Below are 11,025 nucleotides of genomic sequence, written 5' to 3' on the forward strand. Positions count from 1 at the left end.
AGGCCTCATCCTGCCTGGCAACACCTGCAGGAGGATAAAAGCGGCGGGGTGGCAGGCGATGCGAGTTTCACAGCAGGTAGCGGCACCGGCCAGTTTACTTTAGAGCCAGTACAGGATAACAAAACAGCTGGCGGCCCAGAGCAGGATGGTGGCTGCCAGGGGTTTGTCCCGCAGGACCAGGCTCTCCGGCTCCCCACCCCCCTGGCAGCGGTAGGTCAGGTAGAGGTAGCGGCAGATGCCGAAGAGGACCAGGGGGACGGTATACATCAGGTAAGAGCTCTGGGCACCGATAAAGGTGTAGATGGCATAGACGACGACGGTGGCCGAGGTTACGGTAGCAATCATCTGGTCCAGGAGGCCTACGGAATAATCGGCCAGGATGCCGCGGCAGGCGGCGGCATTATCCAGGGAAACGAGTTCGTGGCGGCGCTTGCAGAGGGCCAGGAAAAGGGCCAGGAGAATGACGGCGATGAAGAGCCAGGCTGAAACCGGCACCATAATGGCCGCTGCCCCGACGGCTACCCGCAGGACGAAGCCCAGGGCCACCACAAAGACGTCGATAATCACCATATCTTTGAGATAAAAGGAGTAAGCCAGGGTCTGGAGGGCGTAGGCCAGGCTGATCAGGCCCACCTGCCAGCTTAAAGTGAAGGCCCAGGAAAGGCTGCCGGCCAGGGTGACCACCGCGGCTACAGTGGCCGGCAGGGGGGCCAGCAGGCCGGCAGCAATGGGCCGGTGTTTCTTGCGGGGATGGAGGCGATCCCTTTCCCGGTCCACCAGGTCGTTCACTAGGTAGGTGCTGCCGGACAGGAGGCAGAAGATGATGAACACCTGGATGGTTCGCATCAGCAGGGGCAATTCCAGCAGGTGGCGGGAAAAAAGGATGGCGGCAAAGACAAAGGCATTTTTCATCCACTGCTTGGGCCGCAGGCTCAAGAAAAGGTAACGCCAGAAGAAACGGGACGTCAGCGCCCCGGCCCGTCCAGAGGATTCGAGCAAGCTCATCAGGTATGGACCTCCATTTTTTGTTTAACAATCCTTACCTGGTATGGAAACTAGAGGCAACTCCGATAAGATGCTTTACTCTTTGGCAACTGGTATAGGACAGGTGTTTTACCGATCTCTATCTAATTTTATTTTAGCCTATTTGTCCGGGGGATAACAATACCAGGGGAACAAAAAAATGGCCCGGGAAGCCCCGGCCGTTGCTATCAATGATTGCGTCCTTGACCTCCAGGGTAGCGCCTGTTATAATTTCTGCAAGCCGATATATTTAGTCAAGATTGGAGCAAAAGCTGGTCCCGACTGGAATCTACCTTACTGGATTCAAATATAAAGCAGGGAGGTCATATAGATTGGCCAGGACCCACGTTCTGGTTGTCGATGATGAAGCCGGCCTGCGCCAGCTGGTGCGCCTGTATCTGGAAAAGGAGGGTATGGAAGTAGCCGAGGCGGCCAGCGGCCACGAGGCCCTGGAAAAGATCGAACAAGATAGTTTCGATCTCCTAATTCTAGATCTCATGATGCCCGATGGCGACGGCTGGAGCGTGGCCCGGCTGGTCCACCAAAAAATGGATTTACCCATCATCATGCTGACCGCCCGGGGCGACGAAATGGATCGTTTGACGGGTTTTGAGCTGGGGGCGGATGATTACGTAGTTAAGCCCTTCAGCCCCCGGGAGCTGGTGGCCCGGGTCAAAGCCCTGCTGCGCCGGGCTGGCGGTGATGCTAAGCGGGGCGAGGAATTGCATTTTCCAGGACTGGCGATTGATATCGCCGGCCGGGAAGTCAAAGTACAGGGTCAGCCAGTAGAAAACCTGACCCCCAAGGAGTTTGACCTGCTCCTTTTCCTGGCCCGTCACCCGGGGCAGGTCATGGGACGGGAAAAGATACTAGAAAAGGTGTGGGGTTACGATTTTTACGGCGACCTGCGTACGGTAGATACCCATATTAAGAACCTGCGGGAAAAGCTGGGCCGGGAGCATGACTTTATAACAACCGTCTGGGGTGTGGGTTATAAGCTTGAGGTGAAGGAATGATGCGGCAAAGCATCACGACCAAATTATGGCTGCTCCTGGTATCCCTGGTAGTAATCAGTCTCTTGACGGTGGGTTTTTCTCTGCACCATTTGTTAGAAAGTTATTACTACAAGCAGCAGGTGGAAACGATGCTGGCCAGGGGCGAGATGCTGGCCCAGAGCCTGGCGAACAACAATTATAGTGACCTGACCGCGCAGGCTGAAATCCTGGGTAAAGTGGCTGGTACCGGGGTCATGTTTATTGATCGCCAGGGACAGGTTATTTCCTGCAGCAGCAATGGTGCCGGTATGGGCATGGAGCATATGATGGGCCACAGCAGTATGCACATACCTACAGCCGGTATGCATTTAAATGATGCCGACATCGAGCAGGTCCTCCAGGGTACTAATGTGGTAAAGCGCGGTTACCAGGAAATTTTCCAGGCTGATATGCTAACGGTGGCTGTACCGGTCAGGGTCGATGGGGATGTTACCGGGGCCGTGATTCTTTTTGCTCCCCAGGCTTCCCTCAGTACCGCCATGGCTGCCGTCGACCGCCTGATCCTCTATGCCGGTCTGGGGGCCGTACTGCTGGCCACCATCCTGGCCATCTTTGCCGCCCGCCGGGTAACACGGCCCCTGAAGCAGATGAATCGGATCGCCCTGAATATGGCCCGGGGCGATTTCAGTGGCCGTGTCCCCGTAACGTCTGAGGATGAGATCGGCCGGCTGGCCGGGAGCTTTAACCACTTATCCACCGAACTGGCGCAGAGTATCAGCGCCTTATCGCGAGAGAAAGAGAAACTTAACCGGGTGGTGAGGGGGATAACTGATGGCGTCCTGGCTTTTGATTTTAACGGGCAGGTGCTTTTTTCCAACCCCCAGGCGGAAAAGCTCCTCAACCTGCAGTTGGTACCAGGAATGTCATTACCAGCCGCCTTAATGGAGCCCTTGCAGGCTGCTGTAGGGGGCGAAGGGTCCACGGGGGAAATAAAGTGGGGGCAACAGGTGCTTGCCATCCGGGCGGCCCCACTACCGGGTGCAGAGAGGGATGGCCGGGCCGCCGTGGCTATCCTCCAGGACGTAACGGCCCAGAAACAACTGGATCAGCTGCGGCGGGAATTTCTGGCCAGCGTTTCCCATGAATTACGTACCCCTTTAAGCTTTATCCAGGGGTATGCGGAAGCCATGGCTGATGGTATGGCCGCCGGCGAGAAAGAACGCCAGGAGTATACGGGTATTATTCTGGCTGAGGCCAGGCGTTTACGGCGGCTGATCGAGGATCTTTTTGACCTAAATAAAATGGCTGCCGGGCATCTGACCCTGGATCTGGCGACCATTGATATGGGCGAACTATTGACCAGAGTAGCCCGGAAATATCAACCACTGCTGGCCGAGCAAAATTTAAGTTTAGCTAAGGAGATAGCCCCTTTTTTACCTTTAATCAAAGGAGATGCCGGCCGCCTGGAGCAAATAATGATCAACCTCCTGGACAACGCCCGCCACCATACCCCGGCGGGGGGTAAAATCACCATTGCCGCCAGCCGGGCCGGGGCGGAGTTGAAGGTAAGTGTTGCCGATACCGGCCGCGGGATCCCCCCGGAAGAGCTTCCATATATCTGGGAACGCTTTTATAAAGTAGACAAGTCCCGCTCGCGGCGCGACGGCGGCAGCGGCCTGGGGCTGGCGATTGTGAAAAGCCTGGTGGAGGCCCAAGGTGGCCGGGTGGAAGTAAAAAGTACCCCTGGCAGGGGGAGCATTTTCAGTTTCTATTTACCAGAGTTACCATAGTTGGATTAATCGTCTTCTGGATAGCCTGGTATTTACCAGGGGGCTGCGAGTCTGGTAGGCCTGCATCATAAAAACAGAAAAAGTCGAGATGGGCAAGTCCGGAATACCTTGCTATAAATAGGTCTACAGCCTAAAACAAAAAAAAGGCAGTTTAAGGTCCTGCCCGGGACCAGAAACTAATGCCCGCCGCTGCAGTGAGCTACCGGCCGTAACATATACCTTTTCCGCATGGAAGTTCACCTCCCTTGCCGGGAAATACCGGCGAATCTACTTCGATGGAGTGTTGTTACTCGGCCCAACCTCCCCACCATGGCAAAAGCCGGAATAATTCCCCCCCATCATGCCCAGGCCGTATTCGGTATGGAAGTCCCGCATACTATCCAGGTGTTGCCGCCAGGATTGGGCCTGTTCCGGGGTGAGCTGGCCGTTTTTTTCCGCGCTGTCGACCCAGCTCAAATGCTGGTCAATCATCTGTTGCACAAAATTTCCGGCCGCAGGGGCCGGTGCGGCAGCCGGGGGTTGATTCTGCTGGCTCACGGCGAAAGCCCGCGGAACAATGATCGTTCCCGCCAGTAAAACTGCCGCTGCCAGAACTGCTAAAGGGGTTTTCATGCTCTCTCCCTCCTTCCTTTGTCTTTATTATGAAGGATGGTTGTGATGAAAGTGTAAGCAAAATGTCAAGATAATGTGAAAGATGATATTGGTGACGATACCCAGCTTCAGGAAAGCCGGGTGGGGGATATTTTTTCTTGACCTTTTTATCGCTCCTTGCTATAATCAATGCAAACCGATAAATATAGTCAAGATTGGAGGCTGAAGGATGGCCCTATCGAATGAAGAGATAGAGCGCTACAGCCGGCAGCTTATCCTGAAGAATATCGGCGGCCCCGGTCAGGAAAGGTTGAAACAAGGCAGAGTCCTGATCGTGGGCGCCGGTGGGCTGGGTTCGCCGGTGGCCTATTACCTGGCCGCCGCTGGTGTCGGCACCCTGGGTATAATCGACAGCGATAACGTCGACCTCTCCAACCTGCAGCGCCAGATCCTCCACAATACCACCAGAGTAGGACAACCCAAGGCGGCATCCGCCCGGGAAACCCTCCTGGCCCTAAATCCAGCGCTCTACATCAATGCCTATGAGCTGCGTTTGGGTAAAGATAATATCCTCCCTCTTATCCGTGACTACGACGTAATCGTAGACGGCGTTGATAACTTCCCCACCCGTTACCTGCTCAATGACGCCTGTGTCATGGCGGGTAAAACCTTGGTGGAAGGCGGGGTTTTGCAGTGGGACGGGCTGGTCATGACCATCAAACCCGGCCAGGGACCCTGCTACCGCTGTATCTTTCCCGACCCGCCCCTGCCGGGGTCCGTGCCGAGCTGCCAGGAAGCCGGGGTGGTCGGCCCGGTGCCCGGCGTCATCGGCTGCATCCAGGCCACCGAGGTCCTGAAGATCTTACTGGGGGTAGGGGAAACCCTTACCGGCCGGCTGCTGATTTATAACGCCCTGGAGATGCGCTTGCGGGAGATTAAGGCCGAACGCAACAGCAATTGTCCTGTCTGCGGCGATACCCCCCGTATCCGCGAGCTGGAGGAATACACCTTTGCCTGTGAAACAAAGGGCGGCAGGTGAAAATGAAGTATGGCAGTATCGGCGGCCACCTGTTGCCGTTAATTGATGTTAATTGATTTAGATGGTAGCCGTCGCCATGCTGGTGGCATTGGCAGCGCTGGAGCTACGCTGATTCTTCGGGTGCGCTAGTAGCTATATGGATCAGGAGCGGGCTAGACCTCACCGGTAAAGGTTAGCACTAAGAGGACGGCATTCAAGCTGATTATAGCTGCGGTTATAAGCCAGGCCACGGTTTTAGTTGCCGGGGTGTTGACAAAGGCACCCATGAGATCCTTACGCCCGGTAATCAGGATCAGGGGGATAATGGCCAGGGGTAGGGCGAAGCTCAGGGCCACCTGGCTCAGGACCAGGGCCTTCATGGGGTTAATACCCAGGGCGATGATCACCAGCACTGGCGCCATGGTTATCAACCGGCGGGCGTTTAAAGGAATGTTCAGGTTAACAAAACCCTTCATGATGGTCTGGCCGGCCAGGGTGCCCACAGCGGAGGAAGACAAGCCGGAGGCCAGCAGGGCGAGGCCGAAGGTGCCACTAGATAGTGTCCCCAGTAGGGGGGCCAGGGAGCGATGGGCATCTTCAATAGTATCTACGGCTATACCGTGACGGTAAAATACAGCGGCGGAGACGATGACCATGGCTGCATTGACTATAAAGGCGATGTTCATGGCCAGGGCGATATCGATCTTTTCCATTCGCAGGTGCTGGAGCTTATAGGCCTTATTATCACCCGCGCAGTCGGCAGCCGGGTTGCATTGGGTGTTGAAGTGCTCAGTCTTAGAGATGGCGTTATTACTGGCCTGAGGTTTAAGGAATAGCAATCTGCGCTGAAGCTGCTGGGGCCCTGTGACATCGGCTTCTTGCAGCATGTAATCAGCAGTAATTTCAACCCGGCGGTACTGGACCAGTTGCGAGTGCAAGTAGATAACATGGGGCATGACCGTCGCCCCGAGCATGCCGACGGCGATCAATACCGCTTCACTATTGGGTAAAGAAGGCAGCAAGGTATGGATGCCGACTGCAGTCCAGTCAGGTTTAGCCAGAAACAACTCTATAGCATAGGCGAAACATATTACCGTTACCAGGAGGGTAATAATGGCTTCCACGACCCGCTGGCCGTATTTTTCCATATAGACGATCAGGAAAGTCAAGACTCCTGTTAGCAAGCCGGCGTATACCATGGGGATATGGAATAGCAAATACAACCCCAGGGTGCCGCCGAGGAATTCAGCCAGGTCGGTGGCCATGGCCGCCAGTTCGGCCACGATCCATAAAAAATAGTTGGCCTTTTTGCTAAAGACCCGGGCGCACATCTCCGGCAGGTTATAGCCGGTGGCAATGCCCAATTTGGCCGAGAGGGTTTGCAGGAAAATAGCCATTAAATTGCTCCAGAGGATTACCCAGATGAGGTTGTAGTTAAAGGTAGAACCACCGCTGATATTAGTGGCAAAATTGCCGGGATCGATGTAGGCCACGCTGACAATGAAGGCCGGGCCGAGGAATCTCGTTAAGGAGCGGACCCAGGACAGGAAGGGCGCTTTATTACCGACGCTAATTCTCCTGGCGACTGTTTCTCCAATCATCACGGAGCACCTTCTTTGCAACAATATCCTTAGCCTGGTCTAACTTTCTTACCCAATCCATACTATTCCGGTGCCCTGTTAGGTGTGCCAGGGTAGGGGCAATAGGGACGGACCATAAAGTGCAGGGTTTTAAAAAACGCTGAGGTGGAAAAAAAGAACCCCCCGGATCCATAAATGACGGGTGTCCGGGGGATGCATGGCTGGCCATGGGATAGAAAAATCGTAAATATGCCTAACAATCCAGAATACCACCTCTATAAGAAAAGGAAAGGACCCGTTGCCAGGTATAAAACCTGGTGGCGGGTCTTCGGTCACTACAATTAGATTTTGCGGCAAATTTTTATGAGCCTGGATTTCGGCGCCCTGGTCTTTTTCTATCCTGCCTACTCAAAACGCAGGGCTTCAATAGGGTCGGCATTGGCGGCTTTTCGGGCCGGGTAAAAGCCGAAAAAAATACCCACCAGGGCGGCAAAGCCCATGGCCAGCAGGATGGCCGCGGGATTGAGGACCGTCGGCCACCCGGCCAGCAGGGCGACCACCCGGCTACCGGTAATACCCCCCGCGACACCGATCAACCCGCCCACCAGGCTCAGGATTATGGCTTCCACCAGGAACTGGGTGAGAATGGCGCCCCGGGTGGCGCCCACGGCCATGCGAATGCCGATCTCCCTGGTGCGCTCGGTTACCGACACCAGCATGATATTCATGATGCCGATGCCGCCGACCAGGAGGGAGACGGCGGCTATGCCGGCCAGCAACAGGGTCATGCTGCCGGTGGTCGCGGCCACGGTGTCCAGGACGGCGGTCATATTCTGGATGCGAAAGTCGTCGTCCTGATTGGCCCCCAGGTGATGGCGCTGCCGCAGGAGGGAGGTGATCTCCTCCTGGACCGCGTTCAAGCTGGTGGTGTCCTGGGCCTGGACATTAATCATCCGCACGCTGTTTGGTACCACCCCCTGGCCCAAAAAGCGCCGCTGGGCCGTCGTGATGGGGATGTAGATGATATCGTCCTGGTCCGCACCGCCGAAGCCGCCTCCCTGGGACGGTAGGACGCCGATGACCGTGAACTGCAGGTTGTTGAGAGTAATGGAAGCACCTATGGGGTTAAAGCCGGAGGGGAAAAGGTTGGCCACTACCGTCGGTCCCAGCACGGCCACCAGGGCGGCGCGGTCTACCTCGTCGTTGGCAAAGAAAGCGCCGGCAGGCATCTGCCAGCCTTTGATAGCCTCCATCCCTGCCGTGGTGCCGTTAACGGTGGTGGTCCAGGTATTGCTGCCGTAAGAGGCTGTTACCTGGCTCCTGGATTCGGGGGCCACGTTTTGCACCAGGGGAAGCTCGCTGATAGCTTTGGCGTCATCCATGGTCAGGGAGTTGACCCCTCCGCCGGCACCCCGTACGGCCCCAAAGGAAGGCGCCTGCATCACCATGAGCAGGTTGGAACCCATACTGGCTATTCTGCTTGTTACCTGGGCCGAGGCCCCCTGGCCGATGCTGATCATGACGATCACGGCGGCCACGCCGATGATAATCCCTAGCATGGTTAAAATTGAGCGCATCTTGTTGGCCAGCAGTCCCCGCCAGGCAACTGTCAGAGCGGCATAAAGGTCCATTTTCTAATCCTCCTCCACCGGTAGTGCGGCCAGTTCCCGGGCGGCCAGGCGCGGCTCCGGCACGGGCCGGTCTTCTATTATCTGGCCGTCCCGGATCCGCACCAGCCGCTGGCAGTAAGCGGCAATGTCGGGTTCGTGGGTAACGATGACGATGGTCAGGCCTTTCTCCTGGTGGAGCTGCTGGAGCAGGGCCATGAGTTCGATACTGGTGCGGGTGTCCAGGGCCCCGGTCGGCTCATCGGCCAGGATGATGGAGGGCTCGTTTACCAGGGCCCGGGCAATGGCCACCCGCTGTTGCTGGCCGCCGGATAGCTGGTTGGGCAGGTGTTCCTCCCGCCCCTGGAGGCCGACCATGGCCAACATGGCCAGGGCCTTCTTGGTCATTACCGGCCGCGGGATGCCGGAATAAATCATGGGTAGGCAGACATTTTCCCACGCCGGTGTATGGCTGAGGAGATTGAAGCTCTGGAAGATGAAACCGATCTCCCGGTTGCGCACCCGGGCTAGTTGGTCCGGCGTCATCCTGGTGACGTCCTGGTTGGCGAAGAGGTACTGGCCGCTGCTGGGACGGTCCAGGCAGCCGATGATGTGCATCAACGTCGATTTGCCTGAACCGGAGGCCCCCATGATGGCCACCATTTCTCCCCGGTTTATTTCCAGATTGATACCCCGTAGCGCCCATACCTGGTTTGACCCCGGGGAGTAAACCCGCGTGACTCCTTTAAGCTGGATAACGGGGAAGTCCATCTTTATCTCCCCCTGAAAAACATGGCTGGTTGTTGGGGTCCGCCGGTGCGGTTGTTCGTCCTGCCTATGCTCCCCGTATTGCCGGTACTCCCCATACTTCCAGCGCTACCGGTGCCGACCACCACCTGTTCCCCTGCCGTTAAGCCGCTGACTACTTCGATATTGCGCTCGTCGCTGGCGCCAGTTACCACCTGGCGCTGCACCGGCCGCCCGCCCTCCAGTACCAGGACTACGGCCCGGTTTTCCCCGGCCTGGGAAGCTCCGCTGGTAGAGGCGCCCGTTGTCGAGCTGCCTGTTGTACTTCCCGTTCCCCTGCTGCCTCCCCTCTGGTTGCCCCCGCCGGAAGTCCCCGACGACGAGGTTGCCCGGCTGCCGGCGGCATTGGCGGCCTGGGAGAGGTAGCCTTCGGCATAGGCGATAGCCGCCCGCGGGATGGTGATGACGTTATCTTTGCGGCTGATAATTATGGTCACGCTGGCCGACTCGCCGGCCTTTAGGGACGCCCCCGCGCTGCTTACGTCTACCAGGACGTCATATAGCTGGATGTTGGCTACGGTCTGGGCTTGGGGTGCAATGGCCGTCACCTTACCTTTAAAGGTGCGGTCAGGCATGGCGTTGACCGTAAAGTCCGCCTCCTGCCCCACCTTGACTCTGTTGATGTCGGCTTCATTGACTTGCACCCGCAGTTGGAGTTCGGGGGAAACCAGGAAGATAAAACTATTTGAAGCGTCGGTGGCGCTGGTATTGCTGCCTACGCGCTGGCCTACCTGCCCGTTGACGTTGGTGATAATTCCGTCCCACGGCGCCCGGATCTCCGTGGCCGCCAGGTTGTTCTGGGCCAGTTGCAGTTGAGCCCGGGCCGCTTCTACCTGGGCCTGGGCGGCGGCAATGTCCTCCGGCCGGGTGCCGTTTTTCAGGGCAGCCAGGGCCGCCTGGACTTTTTTCAGGTTGGCCGCTGCCGTTGCCTCCGCCTTGCGGGCATTGTCCAGGTCGGCTGCCGCCAGGGCGCCGGCGTCATAAAGGGCCTGGTCGCGTTTTAATGTATCCCGGGCGCTGTCATACTCCGCCTGGGCCTGCTCTACGCCGGCTTCAGCCTGGGCCACGTCGGTAGCCAGGGGGCCGGCCTGCAGGCCCTTTAGCTTGGCCAGGGCGCTGTCCAGGTTCGCCTGGGCCTGCTTGACCTGGAGTTCCAGATCGGTCGGGTCCTGCAGGGCCAGGAGCTGCCCGGCTTTGACGCTCTGCCCTTCTTCAACGTATATCGCTTTGATCGTTCCCGGGTTCTTAAAACTGAGGCCGATGCTATGTATTGCTTCAATTTTTCCGGAGGCGCTTACGGTCTCCACAATGCTCCCTTCACTAGCAGTGGCGGTCAGGTAATTTGGGGCCTTCTGGTGCTTATGGGCCCACCAATACCATCCGGCGGCGATAACTAAAAGCAGAAAAGCCACCGCCAACCATATTATTTTCTTTTTGCTAGGAAAACCTCTCTCAGCCACTACCGTCGCTGTCGCCATAATAGCCCCTCTTTCTATTTCTATATGTGCTGATCGCCGGCCGGCTAGTAAGATTATATGATTCCGGTGCAAAAACCCCCTAAAAATCCTTCCAAATCGACATAATATAGCAGGAATATTTGCCATCATGGCGAAT

Annotated in this window: 10 protein-coding genes; 4 read left to right on the forward strand and 6 right to left on the reverse strand. The window is 56.9% G+C overall.

Annotated elements, in window-relative coordinates:
• Nucleotides 1-99: 99 nt before the first annotated feature.
• On the reverse strand, nt 100-1,005 hold the full coding sequence (locus tag SDD30_RS10450) for a decaprenyl-phosphate phosphoribosyltransferase (protein WP_434074859.1): 906 nt from the start codon (nt 1,003-1,005) through the stop codon (nt 100-102).
• 178 nt (nt 1,006-1,183) lie between these two features.
• On the opposite strand from SDD30_RS10450, the gene SDD30_RS10455 reads away from it, so the two are divergent.
• From SDD30_RS10455 to SDD30_RS10465, 3 genes are read left to right on the forward strand one after another with little or no spacing between them, the layout of a single operon-like run.
• Nucleotides 1,184-1,336 carry a hypothetical protein gene (locus SDD30_RS10455; RefSeq protein WP_434074860.1) on the forward strand — a complete coding sequence of 51 codons (153 nt, stop codon included), beginning with the start codon at nt 1,184-1,186 and terminating at the stop codon, nt 1,334-1,336.
• Nucleotides 1,337-1,355: 19 nt separating this feature from the next.
• On the forward strand, nt 1,356-2,039 hold the full coding sequence (locus SDD30_RS10460; protein WP_434074861.1) for a response regulator transcription factor: 684 nt from the start codon (nt 1,356-1,358) through the stop codon (nt 2,037-2,039).
• Nucleotides 2,036-3,808, forward strand: coding sequence for an ATP-binding protein (locus tag SDD30_RS10465; protein WP_434074862.1), 1,773 nt, complete (start codon nt 2,036-2,038; stop codon nt 3,806-3,808). The genes SDD30_RS10460 and SDD30_RS10465 overlap by 4 nt, the downstream gene beginning before the upstream one ends.
• Before the next feature lie 267 nt (nt 3,809-4,075).
• Here SDD30_RS10465 and SDD30_RS10470 read toward each other — a convergent pair whose 3' ends face one another.
• Entirely contained in the window at nt 4,076-4,420 is a 345-nt protein-coding gene (locus SDD30_RS10470; RefSeq protein ID WP_434074863.1) for a hypothetical protein, read from the reverse strand.
• A 208-nt stretch (nt 4,421-4,628) separates the two neighbouring features.
• Here SDD30_RS10470 and SDD30_RS10475 point away from each other — a divergent pair, with 208 nt between their 5' ends.
• Nucleotides 4,629-5,438: a HesA/MoeB/ThiF family protein gene (locus tag SDD30_RS10475; RefSeq protein WP_434074864.1), complete on the forward strand. Its 810-nt coding sequence runs from the start codon at nt 4,629-4,631 to the stop codon at nt 5,436-5,438.
• 152 nt (nt 5,439-5,590) lie between these two features.
• Here the strand turns inward: SDD30_RS10475 and SDD30_RS10480 are convergent, their stop codons facing one another.
• From SDD30_RS10480 to SDD30_RS10495, 4 genes are all read right to left on the reverse strand, one after another.
• On the reverse strand, nt 5,591-7,018 hold the full coding sequence (locus tag SDD30_RS10480) for an Nramp family divalent metal transporter (protein WP_434074865.1): 1,428 nt from the start codon (nt 7,016-7,018) through the stop codon (nt 5,591-5,593).
• 383 nt (nt 7,019-7,401) lie between these two features.
• Nucleotides 7,402-8,628: an ABC transporter permease gene (locus tag SDD30_RS10485; RefSeq protein ID WP_434074866.1), complete on the reverse strand. Its 1,227-nt coding sequence runs from the start codon at nt 8,626-8,628 to the stop codon at nt 7,402-7,404.
• Between the two features lie 3 nt (nt 8,629-8,631).
• Entirely contained in the window at nt 8,632-9,375 is a 744-nt protein-coding gene (locus SDD30_RS10490; protein ID WP_434074867.1) for an ABC transporter ATP-binding protein, read from the reverse strand.
• A gap of 2 nt (nt 9,376-9,377) precedes the next feature.
• Nucleotides 9,378-10,889 carry an efflux RND transporter periplasmic adaptor subunit gene (locus tag SDD30_RS10495; protein ID WP_434074868.1) on the reverse strand — a complete coding sequence of 504 codons (1,512 nt, stop codon included), beginning with the start codon at nt 10,887-10,889 and terminating at the stop codon, nt 9,378-9,380.
• Between the last annotated feature and the right edge of the window lie 136 nt (nt 10,890-11,025).

The sequence above is a fragment of the Moorella naiadis (nom. illeg.) genome (assembly GCF_051020825.1).
GTDB lineage: Bacteria > Bacillota > DSM-521 > Neomoorellales > Neomoorellaceae > Neomoorella > Neomoorella naiadis.

Bases quoted from the DNA above. Each gene is read 5' to 3' on its own strand.
- SDD30_RS10450 (WP_434074859.1), bottom strand. From the start codon at position 1,005: ATGAGCTTGCTCGAATCCTCTGGACGGGCCGGGGCGCTGACGTCCCGT.
- SDD30_RS10455 (WP_434074860.1), top strand. From the start codon at position 1,184: ATGGCCCGGGAAGCCCCGGCCGTTGCTATCAATGATTGCGTCCTTGAC.
- SDD30_RS10465 (WP_434074862.1), top strand. From the start codon at position 2,036: ATGATGCGGCAAAGCATCACGACCAAATTATGGCTGCTCCTGGTATCC.
- SDD30_RS10470 (WP_434074863.1), bottom strand. From the start codon at position 4,420: ATGAAAACCCCTTTAGCAGTTCTGGCAGCGGCAGTTTTACTGGCGGGA.
- SDD30_RS10475 (WP_434074864.1), top strand. From the start codon at position 4,629: ATGGCCCTATCGAATGAAGAGATAGAGCGCTACAGCCGGCAGCTTATC.
- SDD30_RS10480 (WP_434074865.1), bottom strand. From the start codon at position 7,018: ATGATTGGAGAAACAGTCGCCAGGAGAATTAGCGTCGGTAATAAAGCG.
- SDD30_RS10485 (WP_434074866.1), bottom strand. From the start codon at position 8,628: ATGGACCTTTATGCCGCTCTGACAGTTGCCTGGCGGGGACTGCTGGCC.
- SDD30_RS10490 (WP_434074867.1), bottom strand. From the start codon at position 9,375: ATGGACTTCCCCGTTATCCAGCTTAAAGGAGTCACGCGGGTTTACTCC.
- SDD30_RS10495 (WP_434074868.1), bottom strand. From the start codon at position 10,889: ATGGCGACAGCGACGGTAGTGGCTGAGAGAGGTTTTCCTAGCAAAAAG.